Here is an 18,939-nt window from a genome sequence, read left to right as displayed (position 1 = left end):
CAACGCCATCCGGCGGATGATGTTTAAAAGTCCCATGTGGATCACTCCGTTGCCCCCGCCGCTCGCCGCATTGGGGGAAGGTTCACATGGCTCAATTCTCAATGGAAATTATGCGCCTAACCGGCTCAGTTCTGCGTGGAAACCAACACAATGCCTGACAATTCATCCTGCGAGCGCTGCAGCTGGGCTCAAGATGACCCGATGATGCGGGGATATCATGATGCTGAATGGGGCGTACCACAGCGAGATCCGCGGATGTTGTGGGAAATGCTCATGCTAGAGGGGTTCCAGGCCGGACTTGCCTGGATCATCATCCTTCGTAAGCGGGATGCTTTTCGGGCCGCCTTCGCAGATTTTGATCCAGCCAAGGTCGCTGCTTTTGACGAACGAGATATTCAGCGCTTGATGGCGGACCCTGGCATCGTACGCGCACGGGCCAAAATCGAAGGCACAATCAAGGGCGCACAGATCTACTGCGAGATGCAGGATCGCGGCGAGGTCTTCTCGGAATTCTGCTGGTCTTTCACGAAAGGCATTCCTGTTCTTGGTGACGGGAAAAGCTGGGTCGCGACCACGCCCCTCTCCGAGACGATCTCTAAGGAATTGAAGCGGCGCGGTTTCAAGTTTGTCGGCCCGACGATCACCTACGCATGGATGCAGGCGGTTGGCATCGCCAACGATCATTCTCTTAGCTGCTTTCGACGTCACGTATAGTCAATTGGCGGCGCGCTCGCCTTTGGCATCGATGATCAGTAGAAGTCCCCCCCCCTCTCCTGCAAGTCGGAGGCAGCGGAGCGCTGCGGCGGCTAGGAGTTGGCCTCCCAGTCCCTGCCCGGCAACCGCGCGGTCGGTAGCCAGTCGTGCAAGCTTGAAGCCCGGCACGTCAGGGCGGGCAAGACCGCGTGTCATTGCATCAGGCACAGTTGCATGCTCGAGTGCCGAAGGCGCGATTGTATAGAACCCAAGAATGCGGTCGGATACTGTATCATCGATAGCACAGAAGGTCTTCGAGGCGTTCTGCTCATGGCTTTGTCGGGCAAAGCGGAGCAGAAACTCGTTCATCTTAGCGTCGCCGCAATCGAACTCCTCCCGACGATGAGACTTGGCAATCGGCTCCTCATGCCATGAAGGTAAAGTCATAGACTGTCAGGCAAACCGGCGATTGCCGCGCGCAGCTTGGCGTTGGGTTTGGGCGGATTTTCCAGAAGCTCAAGAATGCGAAGATGATCGCGCTTTGACACTCTGATCGTTTCCGCTTCCTCGATGATAGCTTCTGCTTCTCTCAGTGCGGATTGGGTTACGCTGTCCCCATTTATCTGGCGCCATGGGGCATTCATGCCGCATCAAGCGACAGAGCAAGCATATCACTGTTTACTGCTGACCCTGACGCTTTAAAGTCCGAAGTCGCATCGCATCAAGAATCTGAAATCAAAAGCCGAGGATATCGACACGCGATTGGTCGAGGCCTGGCCTCGCGACAACCGCATCGCCCGGCGGCGTTTCGAGCTGTTGTCACGCGCCTATGTCGAAGCCCGATATTCCGCAAGCTACGAGATCACCAAAGACGAGCTTCACTGGCTGACAGAGAGGGTGAAGGTTTTACAGGACCTCGTGGAGAGAATTTGCCGGGATCAGATGGATCAAACGAAGGACGGTTGGCGTCGTTCAATGTGGCGAAGCTCAAGCGCTCCATGGATCCACGAGGACAACGCCAGTGCTCTGAAAATCTTGAATATTGCGCGTCACAACTGCGAAACCGTGAACAAGCGCCGTCGCGGCAATGATCGCATCTGCCTCATTGCGGCGGTCCGGAATATGTAAGTGAGCACACCGCGTCGCAATGGCATCATCGACAGATATGACCCGCTCTGCAAACTCCTGGCGAACCCGACTGTCCATCCATTTCCGCAAGCGTGAACCCTGTACCCCATCTCGCCGCTGAATGCTGAGTATTCCCCGCTCAAGTTCTAGAATTGTTATCGCGGATAAAAAGAGGTCACGAGAGTCCTGCGCACTGATCCAGGCCGCCACATTCGGATCAGCTTTACCGTCGCCGACTTTGCGCAGTTCTGAAATGACATTAGTGTCGAGCAGATACTTCAAGAAAAATCGATCTCTCGAGTGGTGATGACCGCCCGTGGTAGATCAAACTCAATATTTGACAAGCCAGGCATCGAGAGCGCATCGACCAGATTATGGCTCTTGCCGGTCAGGCGCTCGTAGTCGCCGAACGTCATTAAGACATGCGATGGTCTGCCTCGATCTGTAATGACAACCGGGCCGGCCTCAGCAGCCCTTTTCGCGCGGCTGACATCGTGATTCAATTCACGACTAGTTAGACTGATAGTGCCCAAAGCAACCTCCATGTAGGAACGTACCTACATATAAGGTCTCGCGGTCCAAGATGCAAGTCGTTTGAAGCCGCCCAAACGGTCACGGACGGTTGCTGCCACAAATGCTGGCAGCAAAGATCCTAACCGCGTATGGGAAGTGGCTTAGAGGCCCGCCGCTAACGTTCTATCGACAATCTTCAGCAGGTGCGCGGCGCGCGAGTGGCAATTACTTCGTACACTGAATTGAGAATTGGATACCTGGTTCAAATCAAAGGCGCTAGTCTCCCGGATGCAGTGCAGGCGTCAGCGCGCGCCCAAACGGCAGCGGGCTGACCACGTTGAAACTCAGAAGGATCAGCTCGCCGATTGAGCAGAGTCGGACCACGGCCGGTTTTAGGCTATGGTGATCGTGAGCGTGGTATTCCCATCGTGGATCCGGGTTCCGCAATCGGATCCCTAGTTGGATCCGCCGGATGGATATCGAACGTAGGCGAACGACTTCGAGTCCGGCGACCAGAATGCCACGTTGATGCTGCCCTGCCCGCCGTTGAAGCTGTTGATGTCCGCGATGTTATCGCCTTCGGGGCTCATGGTCCTGATGATGACGTCCTTGAAGGCAGGATGACCCAGTGTGCCCTGGGGAAATGCAATGTAGGCGATGATTTCACCGTCTGGCGATGGGGGAACCAGTTGACGCGTTCGTCATGGGTGAGCTGCTGTACCTAAAGCCTTCCCGCCCTTTTCAGAGAGCTTGCGCGATTGATGGCGAGCTTCAAAGGTCTTACCGGCACCAGGCTCTGCCAGAATGAGGACGCGATTAAGGTTCTCCAAAGCTCGCCAATGTTGGAGAGTTCCGCCGGCTAACGGGTTGAGAAACACCCAATCCTCGCGCTGTGGTGCCGCGGAAAGAAACGGCTGACGGGGATGACTGTCTGATCTTTCATTTGCCATCGTCGAACGCATCGAAGATTGCAAACGAGCTCGGGCCTTCCTGTATCGCATACGAGGAAATCGTGCCCGGCTCCGCGTTGACGAGAGGTATGGCTGATCTCAGGAAATCAGCGACTTCCTGTTCCTTACCGGGTTTTGCTTCAAGCGGAACGTAAAGTGCGAATTTGGTCACGGGCATCTCCATGGGCACCTGTTCGTGCCGCAAACTACTATACCACGTTCAGCCGGCGGATGTTTCGCGATCGGGCAAATAAAGAAATCCATAGGAAAGCTCGGGGTTGATCTAGGATGGCGAACCCCTCGGAAATAATTTGAAAATAAAGCTCGCGGGATCGCGCTCTTGATGGGGATTCGGTCCGACAACCCGGTGGTTAAATGCTCACTGCAATCCGCGAGATCCGGCTATGTGATTAATTATTTAAAACTAAGTTGTCCAATCTTCCACTCGTAAGCCGGGCACGCGATCAAATTCCCGTCGATTATTGGTAACCATAATCAGTCCCCGCGAGCGCGCGTGTCCCGCAATCAATTGATCATATGGACCAATCGGAGTTCCGTTACGCGCCAGTTCAGCTCGCAGTTGACCGCTATGGCCTGCTGCCATTTCGTCGTACGGCAATACCTCGAGGCGCCCTACGAAGCCCTCCACAACGGAAAGGTTCTTTTCAGGACTGGCTGACTTTTCCGCGCCGTAAATCAATTCCATTAGGCAAACCGAGCTGATGCACAGCTGATCATGGGAACGATTAAATGCGTCTCGCACCTGCTGCGGTCGATTTTTGATCGTAAAGATGCAGATATTGGTATCGAGCATGTACTTCAGCATCAAAATGCCTCACGCTCCTGCAAAGCAGGTTGATCACGCTCGCTCATGAAGTCGGATGTCGCCTCCGCTCCTTCAAACCAGCTGTCCCAGATTTCACCAGCTGGTGCAATGATACGAGTGCGTCCCACCGCAACGATGTCGACACGCTTTACATCATCAGGCAAGGCAACCGCCTTTGGCAAACGGATCGCTTGGCTACGATTGCTCTGGAATACTGCACCCTGCTCCATCTGCACGTCTCCGAATTGCATAATAACGACGTAACGTAAATAGCCTTCTTGCTGGGATATGTCAATGGGATATACAATTTAGGTTTGCCACACACATGCGATCCATGCCGCACCAGTCGCCTTCGCCTTGAAGAGATTCGAACCTTCGACCCACACACAATCGTGGTCGATCAGCTTAGCGGCAGATTTTCTGGCCATTCTTGCGCGCCATGAAGTACGCGAAGTATTCGAACCGTCGTCTCGGCAACGGCGTAGGCGGCAATATAGGGCGTACCATTGATGACGAGTTCGCGTGTCCCGGCAATTCGACCCACGCGCCCACTGGCAGGAAAATCGAGCAAGCGACGGGCGGCAGCGGCTATCCGTTCATCGATCAAGACGGCAGCGGCGGGATTATCTGCCTCGATGTATGTGAAGATGGCGTCACGATCCGATAACGCAAAAGCAGACCAAGTAAGTTTCACAATTCTGGCACACCAGCTTTAAGGCGGGCCGCCGCTCGACGTTTGGCAAAGTGCGCCTCGGCCTCCTCGTCCAATAAATCCGGTCGAGTATCGTTTAACGCTTCGAGCACCTTGGTCCGAAACCAGGCGTCATGCGCCTCACTGCCGGATAAAAGTTCAAGAGGCAGAGCGCCCTCGTTCGCAGTCCGGGTGAGCATGATACGAACTGCATCAGATACCGTGAGGCCCATGCTTTCAAGGACGGCAGAAGCACGATCCCGGACTTCGGAATCAATACGTGTTTGTACAAGTGCGTTTGCGGCCATGGCTGTCTCCATAATTCAAAGAAAACGTAATGCAATTGAATGACGCTTTCCAGCTGAAATTTCACGCCGTCATTCCCCTTTCACGGCTCTCGTAGCTCTTGTTGCAATCTGAACCGCTAACCACCCCGCATGGAAATGTATGTGCAATAAATCAACGTGTTGAAGCATAACGTTATTTTACGGAACGCCAGGCGGTGCGCGGTCGGAGTGTTGGCGCAATATTCAAAAAGCTGCTTACCGGAGGCAGCCTATCCCTTTTCAATTACCTGCTCTCAAAGCCTTCCAGCACTCGCATGAGATGATACGCTTCGCAGACCTTGGCCTCAAAGAGCTTGTGCAGCGCTTGGTTGTCATCGATGTCGAAGGACTGGACCACGCCGCCGTTAATGGCGAAGACCTCGTGCGGTTCTATCCCTGAGTTGTCGATCAACAAAACTTCGTCTGCGATCGTGAGCCCTTCGGTCAGCTAAGGATCCATCGTGCCGCCTGCGGATGTTTGTCTCCGGGATGTCGTGACCGCCCTTGAGGACACGCTGTCTAACGCGCTCGACGTTCGTCTCAACGGAATCCAAAGCAACATAGTACAGGCCGACCTTGAACCCGGCCGCCTTGGCAGCCCGCATCATTCTCAACGATTGGTTGCTGCTCAGCGTCGTCTCGAAAATAAAAGACTGCCTGGTGTCGATCATCTCGTCAATTTTCAGGAGAGCTGCTCGACCAGCTTGGATTTCGGTCGATCTGTCATCGGCGGCTGGCATCGCTTTGGCGATCTCGTCCGCGTTGATCCAAACACCCTCGAGTTTCAGCTTCGCGAAGGCGGAGGTTTGCCGGAGCCGTTCGGCCCTGCGAGAAGGATGCACGACAACTCGGGCATGAAGCGATTGCTACCTCACGGTAACCGGAGCACGTTCCTCGCGCTCATGCTGGGCCTTATCCTTAGCCTCGTTCTGGCGGTCCTTGGCAGTGATCGCTAGGCCCATACGGCGGCTCTCGGCGATGGCCTCCCGGCCGATCTGCTTCAAGGCCTGCTTGTTCTCGCGGTATTTCTGCAAAAGCATCAGCGTTCTCCTTTCTATTCTCCCATAACATAATGCGACAGGCCGTCGGCTGCAAATATCGCTTGTGCCAGGTGCCACCGACAGCAGCACCGAATGCAACGGGTCGAAGGAGACAGCCTCAGTGCAAGCTTCGGAATCTGTCGGGGCTTGTTCGATGAAATCGATCTCAGCCAGGGTAAACCGGCCCCACTTTGCTCGGGGAAAACGCCAAAGTACGAGTGATACGGTCCATATAACCTTATTTGCTCTTGAAGGGAATCGAACTTTATTCCCGCCCTTACCTTAATCGCCCCAGAGACAAGATAGCGGTATCGCCGCAAGATTATCGCCAAATGGCAGGATCTTGTCGCCGTCGTACAGCACCCAGCCTGCCTTGAAGGCGCGCCCCGTGGCCACGGCTACCTTGCGTAAGCCTTTGAAATCTGCTGCGGTCACCGTTGCCGCGGCCTTGACTTCAAGTCCAACCATATTGCCAGCTTCGTCTTCGAGAAGGATATCTACTTCGTCCTGATCCTTATCCCGATAGTGATGGCAGGTTGATTGGACTTCGCTCCAGGTCGCAAGCCGGAGGATTTCGCCTGCGACAAACGTCTCCAGCAATGAACCAAATAGTCCTCGGTCACTTGAAATTCGATCGATCGTCATTCCGACAAACGCAGCTAAGAGACCGCTATCAAGAAACAGGAGCTTTGGTGTCTTAATAAGACGCTTCAAAGGGTTTCGAAACCAAGGCGCGATGCGACGAACTAGGAACAGCTGTTCAAAGAGTCCGATATATCGCCGGGCGGTCTTGTCATCAATGCTGACCTGGCCGGCCAATTGGGTGAAATTGAGCAACTGTCCCGAATGGTGCGCGAGCGCCCGAAGAAGCTGCGGCATTTGGTCCAGGCGTTCGACATCGGCAATTTCGCGCACATCTCGTTCAACAATGGCTCGTATGTATTCTCTAGCCCATGCGGATCGACGGCGAGGATCGCCACGACTGACCATCTCAGGATATCCGCCGATGAGCACTCGCTCCATCAGGTCGCTTCCGACCGTTGGGTTGCGAGGGGCTATGACCGTTCCGGCAAAAGCGGAATCGAGAAAGTTCGACTGGTTGCGTCGAATTTCGGACTGAGCCAGGGGTAACAAGGTGACGACTTCCATCCGCCCGGCCAAACTATCGGAAATCGTCGGGAGTGCAAGAATGTTTGCTGAGCCGGTTAACAAAAATCGCCCAGGCCGCCGATCGTTGTCTACAGCCTGTTTTATGGCACGCAGCAACTCCGGTGCACGCTGCACCTCGTCTATGATGGCAGTATCAATCTGACGAACGAAGCCGACTGGATCGGTCTTTGCTGATAGTAAGGTCGTTTCGTCATCTAACGTGAAATACGGACGATCTGTCTGGAGCAGGGTTCGAGCCAACGTCGTCTTGCCACACTGGCGCGGTCCGTTCACAAGTACGACTGGCGTATCTTCGAGCGCGACCCTAATTCGCTCGGCTGTGCCTCTCGGATAAAGGAGGTCAGAAGGACTTTCCCCTTTCAATCTATTTTTCCCTCCTGACCGCTACCAAATTCTACGATTGCCGCTGCGTTCAGGTCGGAGTTTACATCCGTCCAATTCGGTTTGCAACTTCGTCCAATCCGGAACTTACAGCCGTCCATTTCGGAAACTCGGAGGGGATTCGCCAGCTATCGAAAAGAGTGAGCGGAGGCGTGTTGGAGCGGGCGCTCAAATCGTACGCCTTGAAGGGACCTGAACCAACGACCCTGTTATTTGAATAGAGCTAACGCGCTGAGATGCCACAGCGGGGAGAGTCGTTTCACTTAAGGGGGAAAGGCTGATTTGGGGCCGGAGGCGGACTGTCCGTTGCTAGACGGTCATTGCGAAGAGCAGACATCCAAGGCGTGAATGCGGAAGTCTGGACTAACTCAAATCAGCCATCAGGCTGGGTTTTTCCTGGCGCCGTCCGAGCGTGATATTCCATCATCGGGCTTCCTTCCGGGGATGTGCCGGCCCGTTCGCGGACCTTAAGCTTGTCGAAGTCGATGCATAGGCAAGAACGAGGCGAAGGGGGAACATTTGTGAGACGGCAGGTTAGACCGAGTGAAGGACGAGATGCGCTTCAGACGCCTTCTTGGCACAGCCTAACATTCCGCACCGACAACGCTACAAGGAGTGTCAAGAGCCCCCGATATCGATGACGGCGTGAGCGAAAGGTTGCGACGCCTCCTGTGGCAGATTATGTCCTATGCCGCCACTGATAATCCGATGCTCATATCTGCTCGAGAATTTCTTTGCATAGACAGTCGCAAGCGGATGTGGGGCACCATTGTTATCCCCCTCAAGAGTAATCGTCGGAACGGTAATAACCGGGCTTTGTGCGAGCCGCTTTTCCAGGTCATCGTATTTCGATTCCCCGTCTGCCAACCCCAGGCGCCAGCGATAATTATGCACCACGATGTCCACGTGATCTGGATTGTTGAGTGATCGGCCGGTCCGCTCGAACGTTGCATCATCGAACTTCCAGCTTGGCGATGCGGTCTGCCAGATAAGCCTGGCAAAGTCCTGCCGGTTCACAGAATATCCAGCACGTCCGCGCTCGGTCGCGAAATAGAACTGATACCACCACTGCTGTTCGGCGTTTGGGGGCAGAGGCATCTTATTCGCTTCCCGACTGCCGATCAGATATCCGCTCACCGACACCAATGCCTTAACGCGTTCCGGCCATAGGGCGGCAAGGATACATGCGGTCCTTGCGCCCCAGTCGCATCCGGCAATGATGGCCCGGTCAACATGCAGGGCGTCCATCAACGCGATGACGTCGACTGCAAGCGCAGCCTGTTGGCCATTGCGCGGTGTGTCCGCAGACAAGAACCTCGTCGTGCCATAGCCGCGTAAAAAAGGGACAATCACCCTGAAACCCTTCAATGCCAGCAAGGGCGCAACGTCGACGTAGGTGTGAATGTCGTAGGGCCAACCGTGCAACAAAATAACAACAGGCCCATCGGCAGGGCCAGTTTCCGCATATCCAACATCAAGGACGCCGGCTTTAATCTGTTTCACCGAGGCATACGTAGTTTTGCTTGTGAGGTTAGCCAGCGCGGTGTCGTTCGATACCGCCTCTGCTGAGTTCGCGCGCGCAGGACGGATCGTAACAGCTTGTGCTAGGGCTAAAGTCCCAGTTGCGATAGCGAGAAATTGGCGGCGTTGGCCGCTGAACCCGGTGGACATTGAAGCTCCTCCAACACTTTGCGATCTACGTTTTCGTGACGACGGTCGCTGTCCGCTACCGGCGTTCAACTTTGACAGTCGCAAGGTCAATCGTAATGGGCGCGAATCCCTGGTCCGCGACCCCATCGGCGTCGTGAAGAAACACTCGGCGACGGGTTGGAAAAACGAACCCGTCGAACGTTTTGTGATCGAAGGTGTAGTGCGCCACAGGCGGTTTGCCGGTCACATCCGGTGAGTAGTCCATCCGCCGAAGAAGAAAGGACTCATCATAATAGAAAGTCTGATCGGCATTATGATTGGCGATAGATGTCGGGAAACTGACAGCCAGTCGTCGCCAAATCTGGCCGTCCTCGGTCCAGGGATTGATCTCCGTGGCTATGACACCAGACTGCACAAAAACAAACGGCGCTGTGAGGTAATTCCATACCGCCGCACTGGTGAAGTATGCGACCTGGATCGCGTCCCATGGCGTGGTGAAGGGGTCAAAGACTGTTGGAAAGGACTCGCGCGGATTGAGGCGCTCTTGAACCGCGCGACCATCCGACGTCGTCAGTGCAACACGCTCAGGCGCTACGTCCAGCACGGACGTGTACCCCTCCGCAGTGAATGGCGAAAAGGTAATGTGCTCGCGATGTGGATCTGCGACGACGGTTTGCCTGTCGAAAATGCCTGGCCATCCACGGGCTGCCCAAAAAGGACCCCCGAGCGTCATTTCAGCCGTTAGCTTGGTGACCTTCGACCAATTTTGCAATCCACCATGCGCGTCAAGGACGCTCGTCAACAACCTGTCCATTTTACTTCCTCTGGGATCTCACTTGATTCATGCTCATCGACGCAACAAATCCTTTGAAATGCTCGTGGCGACGGAGCGGCGACACCTATTTGTTCGACGGCGCCCACCGAGGTCGGCGCCGTCAGGTGCTCAAATGGACGAGCGGAGGGACTTAAACGCAGTCCTCAACTCGGCGGAGAAAAGCTCGGGCTGCTCCCACGCGGCGAAATGGCCACCCTTGTCGACTTCGTTCCAGTGGATGATATTGCCGAAGCTTTTTTCGCCCCAGCTTTTTGGCGCACGGTATATTTCCGCAGGGAAAATTGTGACCGCGACTGGCAACGTTGGGATGTCAAACGCATTGAATGGACCGCCGCCGGCTTGGGCACCTTCCCAATATGACCGTGATGAGGATGTCCCCGTGTTCGTCAGCCAATAGAGGGAGATCGCGTCGAGCATCTCGTCATTGGTGAGGACCTTTTCAGGTTCGCCGCCCGTGTCGGTCCACTCAGCGAACTTATCGTAGTAGTATGCCGCCATCGCCACTGGCGAGTCAGCCAATGCATAACCGATTGTTTGCGGGCTCTGGTTCATCATCGCGGCGTATCCGAAGCCGTCGCGGTAGAAATGAAGCAGTCGGTCATAAGCGATCTTCTCCCGATCAGAGAGTTCAGTCGGCGCTGGGTCGAAGTTCAGCAGGTGACGCAGCACGTCCGGCGGCAAGGTACCTGGCATGTTGATGTGGATGCCGAGCAGCCCTTCAGGAGCCTGGACCGCAAGAATTTCCGAGATAATTGCACCCCAGTCGCCACCTTGAGAGACATACTTCGGATAGCCAAGTCGCAGCATGAGTTCGTGGAAAGCGGTTGCCATCCGGGCCGGACTCCAGCCCGTGGTCGTCGGATTGCCGGAAAAGCCGTAACCGGGCATCGTAGGAAGAATGAGATGGAAGGCGTCCTCGGCGCGGCCGCCGTGAGCGGTTGGGTTGGTCAGCGGCTCGATGACCTTCAGCAGTTCGATGATTGAGCCCGGCCAACCATGCGTCATGAGCATCGGCATAGCCTGTTCGTGCGGCGAGCGGATATGTGCGAACTGGATGTCCAGCCCGTCGATCTCCGTGATGAACTGCGGCAGGGCGTTGAGCTTCGCCTCAACTTTTCGCCAGTCGTAGCCAGTTCCCCAATATTCGACGAGCGGCTTAAGCTTCGCCAGTTGCACACCTTGCGATCGATCGTTGACGGTCTCGCGGTCCGGCCATCGTGTGGCCTGGACGCGACGGCGCAAGTCGGCGAGCGCAGCTTCCGGAATGTCGATATGAAACGGACGTATCGCGCCACTCGTTGCAGCGGTGGCCACTTGCGGCGACAACACGCTGAATGCAGTCGTGCTCGCCAAGAGTGCGACTGATGTGGCTGCCGAGACCGAAAGAAAATCCCGTCTTGTTTGTGGAAATGATTTCGCGGTCATGCTGATGCTCCTCACCTCATGTGAATGCTGTTTGCATCATGCAAACGCTGAGCTATTCAGATCATGGCGACGGCACCAAATATATTGAACGATGGTGTCGGCGATACTAAAGCATTGCTTTTGACATCGTTTGAAGGACGGCCGGCTTAAGACGACCGTAAGCTCTGCATGACATCGGCATGTCGTGCAGAGCATACGTCCCCGCGAGGAAAATTAGGATCTGCCAAAGGCCGCGTTGAGAGCGGCAAGCAGGGCGATGTCCGTGAACGGCTTGAATAGGCATTCTACTGCTCCGCGCGCCATCATCAAAGGCCGAACGTTATCGTCGCCATGGGCGGTGATAAATATGATCGGGATTTCCATCTCGTTTCGCCTCAACTCTTCCTGAAGCTCCGGACCCGACATTCCTGGCATTGCAACATCAAGGACGAGGCAACCGGTCCTACGCTGATCCTCTGAGGCGAGGAACTCTTCTGCGGAAGAGAATGCTCGCGCTGCAAAGCCAAGCTCAATTATTAAGTCCGGCAGAGAATCCCTGACGGACTCGTCGTCATCGACGATGGAAACAAGCGGATATTCGATCATTGCGGATGCCTTGAGACGTCTACGAGTTTTAACGGCGGAATACGAACGATGGTCCTGCCGACGGATTCAGCGCTCTCCGAGATTGGCAAGGAGAAGGAGAACGTCGCTCCGGGGCCCTGATTTGGTGTTGCAGACAGAATTCCGGAGTGACTTTCAATGATTGAACGACTGACGGACAACCCCATGCCCATTCCGGTCTCTTTAGTGGTGTAGAACGCCTCGAACAGCTTTTCGAGATCCTGCCATTCCAAGCCAGCTCCGACATCCTGAACGGAGAGGTCTACCCTGTCGTCTGCTTGATGTCGGGTCCGAATAATGAGCTTTCTGGGCCGGTCATGGATCTCGCTCATTGCATCGCAGGCGTTGAGCAGCAGATTGAGGATAACCTGCTGCAACTGCACTCGATCCCCCGAAACAAGCGGCAGCTTGCCCGCGAGATCGGCTTGCAAATTCACCCGAGCACGCTGCAGTTCGCTCGATGTGAGCGCAATAACTTCCCTAGCGGCTTCGTTGAGGTCTACTGGTTCTGTCGTGGTGCCCTTTGTGCCAAAAAGCGAGCGCAACCGGGTGATAACATCGGCTGCACGATGACCGTCACGAATGGACCGTTCGGCGGTCCTGCGCGCGCCCTCGATGTTCGGTGGGTCGGCCGCCAGCATGCGCAGGCAGGTGCTCGCGTTGGTGACGATTCCCAGCAGGGGCTGATTGACCTCATGGGCGATCGATGCGGTCAGAACGCCAAGTGTCGTGACGCGTGCAACATGAGCCAACTCGGACCGGGCGCGTCCCAGAGCTTCTTCGGCCAAATGGCGCTGCGTCACATCCTGGATCGCGCCGATGTACTCGAGCTGACCATTTTTGTCGCGAGAGCCGTGAGCCACCAGATGAAGGTGCTTCACGGACAGATCCGGCATCTGCGCGCGGTAAAGGTAGTCCAGGTCATCGGCCGGACCTCGCGCGATATCGATCATCTCCTGAAGAATGGGAAGATCCTCGGGGTGTATGCGTGATGCGATGACGTCGAGGGTAATTGTCTGAAGCGGATCAAGTTCATAGATGACGCAGGTCTGTTCGGAAAACTCCAATGTGTCCGCCGCTACTCGCCAGTACCAGCTTCCGGTCGAGCTCAGGTGTTGCGCTTCGCGCAACCATGCCTCGCTTCGCTTGAGGGCCGCTCCGCTCTGCAAGCCTTCGACCGCAATGCTGGCAATATGCGCAAACTGTTCAATCAGTTCACGGAGGACTGAGGTGGGCGTGCTTGGTTCCCTGTGATAGATCGCGAAGGCGCCTAACGCCCTGCCGGTCGATGATGAAATCGGGGTTGACCAACAGGCCATAAGGCCGTGTTCCATAGCGACAGGGCACCAGGTCGGCCAGCGCGTTTCGGTGCTGATATCCTCCGAAGTGACTTGCTCTTTCAAAAACGTCGCCATCCCGCAAGGTCCAGACTCGGCGTTGATCGGTCTGCCGATTAGGGCATCAATAAATTCGGCAGGGATACTGGGAGCTGCACCCTGCTCAACGCGCTGTCCGCTCTGGTCCGCCAGGATAACGCTACAGTAGCAGCCGTCAGCAGTGCTCTCGACCAGTCGGCAAAGCGCATCCAGCACAGCGGGTGAAGAGTCACCTCTTGCGACCATTTCTAGCAATTGCTTCTCGCCGAACAGCAGTGCTTCCGCGCGTTTGCGGTCCTCGATATCGGTCTGCAGAAAGTACCAAACGGAGATCTCTCCATTTGAGGCTCGCAACGGGCATCCTTGCGTGTGAAACCACCGATACGCTCCGTCTGCGCGCCGGAGACGAGCCTCGAAATCGTATGGCTGTCCTGATGCAGCAGAGCGTTCCCACCTTTTTAATACCTCGGGGCGATCTTCGGGGTGAAAAGCCTGGCCAACCGCACGCCCGCGCATCTCCTCGCTTGTGGTGCCGAGATATTCAAGCATGTGCCTATTGGCATGTTCGACGTGACCGTCGGGGGATAAAAGGGTGACTATTGACGGCAGCCCATCGACGATCGAGCGATAGCGGTCTTGGAGTTCGCGTCCAATCGTCTCGGTCCGTTTTCGGTTGTCGATATCCGAGTTTATTCCACACCATTGTATTATCTTGTCGTCCGGGTCGAGGAGTGGATTGGCGCGAATGTTGAACCACCGATGCACGCCGTCGAAGCGCCGCATACGCGCTTCAAATTCTCCCGCTTGGCCTGATACGACCATACGCTCCCAGCTTGCCAGGAATTCAGCCAGATCCTCGGGATGAACACACGAATGCCAACCGGTGCCTAGTGCCTCCTCACGCACCAGGCCGGTGTATTCAAGCCAGCGTTTGTTCAAAAAGTCGGCTTGACCATTGGGATGAGCAGTCCAAACCAGTCCGGGGAGCGCGTCAACGACATGGCGAAGCGGGTTGTTCATGGCAGTCCTTTCAGGACTTCTAACGAACACCATGCAGCCAGTACGTGCAAAAGTCCATTGTCCTAAGGTATCGGTTTAGATCCGTTGAGCCATCCGCAGAGCGCAGGTCATCTGAAAACGTTCTAGCCCGGCGTTGCTGCACGCTCACGCCGACCAATGCGATGGTATCGTCGATACTATTGTACAATGGTTTCCAGGAGAGTTCTGTCTGAACTTACCCGCGCATTTGAGAACAGATGCCGAGAAAGGGAGACAAATAATGGATACCGCGACACAGATTGAAAAAGTCTATTACACAGGCAAGACCCACACGGCGGGGGGCAGAGACGGTGCGTCTCGCAGCTCCGATGGGCGGCTCGACGTGAAGCTTTCGTCCCCCGGCACGGCGGGGAGCGGCACCAATCCGGAACAGCTCTTTGCAGCGGGCTGGTCGGCATGCTTCGAAGGTGCAATGGGGCTTGCGGCTCGCAAAATGAAAATCGCCCTGCCAGCCGACCTCGCGATCGACGCAGAAGTCGATCTTTGTCTGGTTGATGGTCAGTACTTCCTGCAGGCACGTCTCAACGTTAGCCTCCCTGGACTTGACCCGGAAATGGCACGTGCCGTCGTAGACGCCGCCCATCAGACATGCCCGTATTCCAAAGCCACGCGTGGCAATGTTGACGTGGTTATCAACGTGGTTTGACGCGTTCGCTGGATCCCAATCGATTGGGATCGCCTGACGCTAAAGGAGCTTATTGTGAGACACACCGTGATGGGAACCGCGTTAATCACCGGAGCGTCGACCGGCATCGGAGCGGTTTATGCCGACAGGCTATCAAGGCGCGGTTACGACCTGATCCTGGTTGCAAGAAATGCTGCGAACCTAGAAAAAATCGCTGCTCGAGTTCGGACCGAAACAGGCCAAAAAGTTGAGGTTCGGGCGGCGGACCTGACCAACTCGGACGACCTCGCGAGCATTGAGCGGTGTATTGAAACCGATGCCTCGATCACTCTGTTGGTCAACAATGCAGGGATTGATCTGAACGGAGGGTTGCTCGACAACAAAGCCGCCGAACTAAAACAATTAATCGACCTCAACATTACCGCGCCAACGGTATTGGCCGCCGCCGCAGGCAGAGCATTTATGGACCGGAAGGCAGGTGCCATCATCAACATAGCTTCGGTACTGGCATTCGCCCCGGAGTTCTTGGATGGCGTCTATAGTGGATCGAAGGCGTATCTGCTCAATCTCAGCCTGTCGATGGCTTTGAAGATGACAACCGGGAACGTTCAGATCCAGGTTGTCCTCCCAGGAGCGACCCGAACCGAAATCTGGGAGCGCTCCGGCAAAGACGTCGACGCCATCGTTCCAGAGGCAGTCATGGATGCGGGGGATCTGGTCGATGCTGCCCTTGTTGGATTTGACAAGCGTGAGGTGGTGACTATCCCACCTCTAGCGGACGAACGGCTCTGGCTTGCGTACAACGAGGCTCGTTTGGCGATGGCTCCTTATTTGTCGAAAAAAGACGTTGCCCCGCGATACCAATAAAGAAGAAAAAGGGCGTTCGAGCTCATTGCAAACGTCCGTTCATGTTTACCAGATCCGGCAACGATTTTGCCTTCATCTTCCGCATCCCCCAAGGTTTTGCCTTGTCGCTGGAAAACCAACACTATGGTGCCATAGACAACAGAGAAATTCGAGCGCAGACTTTCACATGGCTAGTGGGCACCGCACTTGCGAAGACGCCGCCCATGCCCATGAAATACCGCCCGTTGCGCCTGCTGTTTCGCGAGGGTGTGTCACACCGCCTAGCAAGCCCCAAAGGATACTAATGTGATCGACACCGTCGCAAGAAGGCCGTGGCCCAGTTATGTGGCTAAGGTCTCGGCGGTTCTGATGATCACGCTCGGCGCTATCGTTCTCTTGGGCTGGACTGTCAAAAGCCCGGCTTTGATACAGCTCTCGCCCACTCTGCCGCCAATGACGCGAAACGCCGCATTGTGCTTCGGATTATGTGGTGTCGCCCTTCTGACTTTGGCGATCGATGGTCCTCGTTGGGCTGTGTTCCTGTGCGCTGGATTGGTGACTTTTGTCAGCATGACGACAATCATCGAGATCGTGTTCCGGGTCGATGCCGGTATCGACGAACTGCTCGGCAGCTCCTTCATTTCGGTGAACCTGAGAAGTCCCGGAAGAATGGCTCCGCTGACAGCAGTCTGTTTCGCGTTTAGCTCCGTGGCGCTGATGCTGGCCCCCAGTACATTCACGATCACATCGTCCCTCTTGGTGGGCCTGGGTGGCTCAATCGTCACTGCCTTCGGAGCGGCCGCAGTTGTTGGCTACTGGGGTGGGGTGACCCTCGCAGCCCTCCATACTTCATTCGGTCTCGTGATCCTCGGCGTGGGAATGCTTGCGTTGGCTTGGCGGGTTGAGGCACATCCCATGCCAACGCCGCCATGGCTCCCCCTCAGTGTCGTGATTGGAGTTTTGACGGGTATCGTCGGCCTATGGCGAGCGCTCGTATTGGGAGGGTATGCGCCATTCTCCATGTTGCCGACGGTGGTATTGGTCGTCGGGTGCGTGGTCGGGCCTATATTTGGTCTGACGGTGTTCCTCGCGCAGCGAGGACATGCTCAGGCCGCCGCCCTGCGCCGGAGCGAAACCTTCCTGGAGGAAGCCCAGCACTTGAGCCGGACGGGTAGCTTCTCCTGGAACGTGTCTACCGACACTGTCACATTCTCAGCCCAAGCTTATCGGATCTATGAGTTCGAAGCTGGCCCCATATCTTTCGCGAGCATCGCGAGGATGACGCATACCGACGACATGCCCCTTTTTCTTGATATGGCCGGCCGCGCCCGCCGCGGCGAAGACCTGGACGAGGAATATCGCTTGCGCATGGGCGATCAGTCGGTCAAGCACCTGCATCTCGTCGCCCATCAATGCGGAGCCAACGAGAATTTCGAATACATAGGGGCGATCCAGGACGTCACGGATCGGCAGCTATCGGAGGAAGCGCTTGACCAGGTGCGTTCCGAACTGGCGCGTGTTGCTCGGGTGACCAGCCTTGGTACCCTGACGGCTTCAATCGCTCATGAAGTCAATCAGCCGCTTGCGGGCATCATCACTAACGCCGGAACCTGTCTCAGGATGCTGGCGTCGGACTCCCCCAATGTGGAAGGTGCACGCGAAACAGCAAAACGCACGATACGGGACGCAAACCGTGCGTCCGAAGTCATCAAGCGATTGCGCGCGCTGTTCGTCAAGAACGCCGCCAACAATGAACTGGTGGACCTGAGCGAAGCGACGCGGGAGGTGACCGCACTGTTATCGAACGAGCTCCAAAGAAGCCGAGTGTTGCTTCGAACCGAGCTCGCAGACGCGCTTCCCCCTGTCCTGGGAGATCGCGTTCAATTGCAACAAGTGATCATGAATCTTCTGATGAACGCATCTGACGCCATGGTCTCCGTTGACGATCGTCCGAGACAGTTGGTGATCACGACGACCAGAGACGATGACAATAGTGTGCGATTGACGGTTGAAGATGTCGGCGTCGGCTTCCAGCCTGACGAAGCGAACAGACTTTTCGAGGCGTTTTATACGACCAAGAACCGCGGGATGGGGATCGGCCTTTCCGTCAGTCGCTCCATCGTCGAACGGCACAATGGTCGCCTTTGGGCGGTGCCCAACAGTGGTCCTGGTGCCACCTTCTCATTCGCCATACCGCATTCCGTGGAAAGTTCTCCCGGTGTCGGCAACTGTGTGCGCGACCGGATAGCCGGACGGCCAAACGGACAGCATGCTGCAGGAAAACTATGATGATTAGGCCACCACTCGTCTCGGTCGTCGACGACGATGAGTCTATTCGTGACTCCTTGCCCGACCTTTTGAGGGAATTCGGTTTTGCAGCCATGGCGTTTTCGTCGGCGGAGCAGTTTCTCACGTCCGGCCATGTCGATGAAACCCGTTGTTTGATCCTTGACATCTCCATGCCCGGAATGTCCGGCCCTGAGTTGAAGCGAGAGCTTTCCAGGCGTCAACAGCATATCCCTGTCGTGTTCATCACCGCCACGGGTGACGAGAACGCGCCGCCAAACGAAAGAGACCTGGGAGAGGCCGAATGCCTGTTTAAACCCTTCAGTGACACTGGCCTTTTGGCAGCGCTGAAGGCCGCGTTGAGAGTGAACTAGGCCCTGCACTCATAAACGGGGTTCACACGCGGGCATGGCTTTGATTCAATGAGGCTTTGATTTGGAGGCCTCAGATGACCCGTCGCCGGTTCGACCTGACTGATTTCGAATGGAGCATTATCCAGCCGCTTCTTCCTAACAA

21 protein-coding genes and 4 pseudogenes are annotated in these 18,939 nt (G+C 55.8%); 7 read left to right on the top strand and 18 right to left on the bottom strand.

The genetic code is table 11. From position 1 onward, the window contains the following. Nucleotides 1-150: 150 nt before the first annotated feature. The gene (locus AC1DV9_RS28980) at nt 151-714 is read left to right on the top strand and encodes a DNA-3-methyladenine glycosylase I (protein ID WP_477951278.1); all 564 of its coding nucleotides are present in this window, start codon (nt 151-153) and stop codon (nt 712-714) included. 3 nt (nt 715-717) lie between these two features. Here AC1DV9_RS28980 and AC1DV9_RS28975 read toward each other — a convergent pair. From AC1DV9_RS28975 to AC1DV9_RS28960, 4 genes and pseudogenes are all read right to left on the bottom strand, one after another. Beyond that, a pseudogene (locus AC1DV9_RS28975) lies at nt 718-1,140 on the bottom strand (GNAT family N-acetyltransferase); the annotation flags it as partial. After that, a pseudogene (locus tag AC1DV9_RS28970) lies at nt 1,137-1,301 on the bottom strand (type II toxin -antitoxin system TacA 1-like antitoxin); the annotation flags it as partial. The pseudogenes AC1DV9_RS28970 and AC1DV9_RS28975, both read right to left, overlap by 4 nt. 379 nt (nt 1,302-1,680) lie before the next feature. Next, entirely contained in the window at nt 1,681-2,103 is a 423-nt protein-coding gene (locus AC1DV9_RS28965) for a PIN domain-containing protein (RefSeq protein ID WP_477951277.1), read from the bottom strand. Further along, nucleotides 2,100-2,366, bottom strand: coding sequence for a type II toxin-antitoxin system Phd/YefM family antitoxin (locus AC1DV9_RS28960; protein WP_477951276.1), 267 nt, complete (start codon nt 2,364-2,366; stop codon nt 2,100-2,102). The genes AC1DV9_RS28965 and AC1DV9_RS28960 overlap by 4 nt, the downstream gene beginning before the upstream one ends. 794 nt (nt 2,367-3,160) lie before the next feature. On the opposite strand from AC1DV9_RS28960, the pseudogene AC1DV9_RS28955 reads away from it, so the two are divergent. Next, a pseudogene (locus AC1DV9_RS28955) lies at nt 3,161-3,205 on the top strand (hypothetical protein); the annotation flags it as partial. Nucleotides 3,206-3,282: 77 nt separating this feature from the next. On the opposite strand, the pseudogene AC1DV9_RS28950 reads toward AC1DV9_RS28955, so the two are convergent. The 14 genes and pseudogenes from AC1DV9_RS28950 to AC1DV9_RS28885 form a co-directional block, all read right to left on the bottom strand. After that, nucleotides 3,283-3,462, bottom strand: a pseudogene (locus AC1DV9_RS28950) (putative quinol monooxygenase); the annotation flags it as partial. Nucleotides 3,463-3,708: 246 nt separating this feature from the next. Then, nucleotides 3,709-4,110 (bottom strand): type II toxin-antitoxin system tRNA(fMet)-specific endonuclease VapC, encoded by a 402-nt coding sequence (vapC, locus tag AC1DV9_RS28945; RefSeq protein ID WP_477951275.1) that lies wholly within the window; start codon nt 4,108-4,110, stop codon nt 3,709-3,711. Next, nucleotides 4,110-4,340 (bottom strand): type II toxin-antitoxin system VapB family antitoxin, encoded by a 231-nt coding sequence (gene vapB, locus AC1DV9_RS28940; RefSeq protein ID WP_037086583.1) that lies wholly within the window; start codon nt 4,338-4,340, stop codon nt 4,110-4,112. The genes vapC and vapB overlap by 1 nt, the downstream gene beginning before the upstream one ends. Before the next feature lie 170 nt (nt 4,341-4,510). Further along, on the bottom strand, nt 4,511-4,804 hold the full coding sequence (locus AC1DV9_RS28935; protein WP_477951273.1) for a type II toxin-antitoxin system RelE/ParE family toxin: 294 nt from the start codon (nt 4,802-4,804) through the stop codon (nt 4,511-4,513). Continuing rightward, the gene (locus AC1DV9_RS28930; protein WP_477951271.1) at nt 4,801-5,109 is read right to left on the bottom strand and encodes a type II toxin-antitoxin system RelB/DinJ family antitoxin; all 309 of its coding nucleotides are present in this window, start codon (nt 5,107-5,109) and stop codon (nt 4,801-4,803) included. The genes AC1DV9_RS28935 and AC1DV9_RS28930 overlap by 4 nt, the downstream gene beginning before the upstream one ends. A 262-nt stretch (nt 5,110-5,371) precedes the next feature. Next, nucleotides 5,372-5,539 (bottom strand): hypothetical protein, encoded by a 168-nt coding sequence (locus AC1DV9_RS28925; RefSeq protein ID WP_477951281.1) that lies wholly within the window; start codon nt 5,537-5,539, stop codon nt 5,372-5,374. Continuing rightward, the gene (locus AC1DV9_RS28920; RefSeq protein ID WP_477951280.1) at nt 5,493-5,867 is read right to left on the bottom strand and encodes a zeta toxin family protein; all 375 of its coding nucleotides are present in this window, start codon (nt 5,865-5,867) and stop codon (nt 5,493-5,495) included. The genes AC1DV9_RS28925 and AC1DV9_RS28920 overlap by 47 nt, the downstream gene beginning before the upstream one ends. Nucleotides 5,868-5,993: 126 nt before the next feature. Next, nucleotides 5,994-6,167 carry a hypothetical protein gene (locus AC1DV9_RS28915; RefSeq protein ID WP_477951270.1) on the bottom strand — a complete coding sequence of 58 codons (174 nt, stop codon included), beginning with the start codon at nt 6,165-6,167 and terminating at the stop codon, nt 5,994-5,996. A gap of 282 nt (nt 6,168-6,449) precedes the next feature. Further along, on the bottom strand, nt 6,450-7,700 hold the full coding sequence (locus AC1DV9_RS28910) for an ATP-binding protein (protein ID WP_477951268.1): 1,251 nt from the start codon (nt 7,698-7,700) through the stop codon (nt 6,450-6,452). A gap of 636 nt (nt 7,701-8,336) precedes the next feature. Next, nucleotides 8,337-9,389 carry an alpha/beta hydrolase gene (locus tag AC1DV9_RS28905; protein WP_477943923.1) on the bottom strand — a complete coding sequence of 351 codons (1,053 nt, stop codon included), beginning with the start codon at nt 9,387-9,389 and terminating at the stop codon, nt 8,337-8,339. A 55-nt stretch (nt 9,390-9,444) separates the two neighbouring features. Continuing rightward, on the bottom strand, nt 9,445-10,182 hold the full coding sequence (locus AC1DV9_RS28900) for a hypothetical protein (RefSeq protein WP_477951266.1): 738 nt from the start codon (nt 10,180-10,182) through the stop codon (nt 9,445-9,447). A gap of 129 nt (nt 10,183-10,311) precedes the next feature. Then, nucleotides 10,312-11,628 carry an epoxide hydrolase family protein gene (locus AC1DV9_RS28895; RefSeq protein ID WP_477943925.1) on the bottom strand — a complete coding sequence of 439 codons (1,317 nt, stop codon included), beginning with the start codon at nt 11,626-11,628 and terminating at the stop codon, nt 10,312-10,314. 213 nt (nt 11,629-11,841) lie between these two features. Continuing rightward, nucleotides 11,842-12,213, bottom strand: a complete 372-nt coding sequence (locus AC1DV9_RS28890; RefSeq protein ID WP_477951265.1) for a response regulator — start codon at nt 12,211-12,213, stop codon at nt 11,842-11,844. After that, nucleotides 12,210-14,627, bottom strand: coding sequence for a PAS domain-containing protein (locus AC1DV9_RS28885; protein WP_477943927.1), 2,418 nt, complete (start codon nt 14,625-14,627; stop codon nt 12,210-12,212). The genes AC1DV9_RS28890 and AC1DV9_RS28885 overlap by 4 nt, the downstream gene beginning before the upstream one ends. A gap of 259 nt (nt 14,628-14,886) precedes the next feature. Here AC1DV9_RS28885 and AC1DV9_RS28880 point away from each other — a divergent pair, with 259 nt between their 5' ends. Genes AC1DV9_RS28880 through AC1DV9_RS28860 form a run of 5 tightly spaced genes read left to right on the top strand, consistent with a single transcriptional unit; the run spans nt 14,887 to nt 18,797 of the window. Continuing rightward, on the top strand, nt 14,887-15,312 hold the full coding sequence (locus AC1DV9_RS28880) for an organic hydroperoxide resistance protein (protein WP_477951264.1): 426 nt from the start codon (nt 14,887-14,889) through the stop codon (nt 15,310-15,312). A 54-nt stretch (nt 15,313-15,366) separates the two neighbouring features. After that, nucleotides 15,367-16,158 carry an SDR family NAD(P)-dependent oxidoreductase gene (locus tag AC1DV9_RS28875; RefSeq protein ID WP_477951262.1) on the top strand — a complete coding sequence of 264 codons (792 nt, stop codon included), beginning with the start codon at nt 15,367-15,369 and terminating at the stop codon, nt 16,156-16,158. A 41-nt stretch (nt 16,159-16,199) separates the two neighbouring features. Beyond that, nucleotides 16,200-16,442, top strand: coding sequence for a hypothetical protein (locus AC1DV9_RS28870; RefSeq protein ID WP_477943930.1), 243 nt, complete (start codon nt 16,200-16,202; stop codon nt 16,440-16,442). Between the two features lies 1 nt (nt 16,443). After that, nucleotides 16,444-18,426 carry an ATP-binding protein gene (locus AC1DV9_RS28865; protein WP_477943931.1) on the top strand — a complete coding sequence of 661 codons (1,983 nt, stop codon included), beginning with the start codon at nt 16,444-16,446 and terminating at the stop codon, nt 18,424-18,426. Then, nucleotides 18,423-18,797: a response regulator gene (locus AC1DV9_RS28860; protein WP_477943932.1), complete on the top strand. Its 375-nt coding sequence runs from the start codon at nt 18,423-18,425 to the stop codon at nt 18,795-18,797. Before AC1DV9_RS28865 ends, AC1DV9_RS28860 begins: the two co-directional genes overlap by 4 nt. The last annotated feature ends 142 nt before the right edge of the window (nt 18,798-18,939 follow it).

The sequence above is a fragment of the Rhizobium sp. 01L410 genome, assembly GCF_056400165.1.
Note: the sequence above shows the minus strand (reverse complement) of the source record. Positions and strands in the feature narration are given on the sequence as shown.

What these genes read in the sequence shown, in the direction of transcription:
- AC1DV9_RS28980 (WP_477951278.1), top strand. Translation starts at nt 151, where the DNA reads ATGCCTGACAATTCATCCTGCGAGCGCTGCAGCTGGGCTCAAGATGAC.
- AC1DV9_RS28960 (WP_477951276.1), bottom strand. Translation starts at nt 2,366, where the DNA reads ATGGAGGTTGCTTTGGGCACTATCAGTCTAACTAGTCGTGAATTGAAT.
- vapC (WP_477951275.1), bottom strand. Translation starts at nt 4,110, where the DNA reads ATGCTGAAGTACATGCTCGATACCAATATCTGCATCTTTACGATCAAA.
- vapB (WP_037086583.1), bottom strand. Translation starts at nt 4,340, where the DNA reads ATGGAGCAGGGTGCAGTATTCCAGAGCAATCGTAGCCAAGCGATCCGT.
- AC1DV9_RS28930 (WP_477951271.1), bottom strand. Translation starts at nt 5,109, where the DNA reads ATGGCCGCAAACGCACTTGTACAAACACGTATTGATTCCGAAGTCCGG.
- AC1DV9_RS28920 (WP_477951280.1), bottom strand. Translation starts at nt 5,867, where the DNA reads ATGCCAGCCGCCGATGACAGATCGACCGAAATCCAAGCTGGTCGAGCA.
- AC1DV9_RS28915 (WP_477951270.1), bottom strand. Translation starts at nt 6,167, where the DNA reads ATGCTTTTGCAGAAATACCGCGAGAACAAGCAGGCCTTGAAGCAGATC.
- AC1DV9_RS28905 (WP_477943923.1), bottom strand. Translation starts at nt 9,389, where the DNA reads ATGTCCACCGGGTTCAGCGGCCAACGCCGCCAATTTCTCGCTATCGCA.
- AC1DV9_RS28900 (WP_477951266.1), bottom strand. Translation starts at nt 10,182, where the DNA reads ATGGACAGGTTGTTGACGAGCGTCCTTGACGCGCATGGTGGATTGCAA.
- AC1DV9_RS28895 (WP_477943925.1), bottom strand. Translation starts at nt 11,628, where the DNA reads ATGACCGCGAAATCATTTCCACAAACAAGACGGGATTTTCTTTCGGTC.
- AC1DV9_RS28890 (WP_477951265.1), bottom strand. Translation starts at nt 12,213, where the DNA reads ATGATCGAATATCCGCTTGTTTCCATCGTCGATGACGACGAGTCCGTC.
- AC1DV9_RS28885 (WP_477943927.1), bottom strand. Translation starts at nt 14,627, where the DNA reads ATGAACAACCCGCTTCGCCATGTCGTTGACGCGCTCCCCGGACTGGTT.
- AC1DV9_RS28880 (WP_477951264.1), top strand. Translation starts at nt 14,887, where the DNA reads ATGGATACCGCGACACAGATTGAAAAAGTCTATTACACAGGCAAGACC.
- AC1DV9_RS28870 (WP_477943930.1), top strand. Translation starts at nt 16,200, where the DNA reads ATGTTTACCAGATCCGGCAACGATTTTGCCTTCATCTTCCGCATCCCC.
- AC1DV9_RS28860 (WP_477943932.1), top strand. Translation starts at nt 18,423, where the DNA reads ATGATGATTAGGCCACCACTCGTCTCGGTCGTCGACGACGATGAGTCT.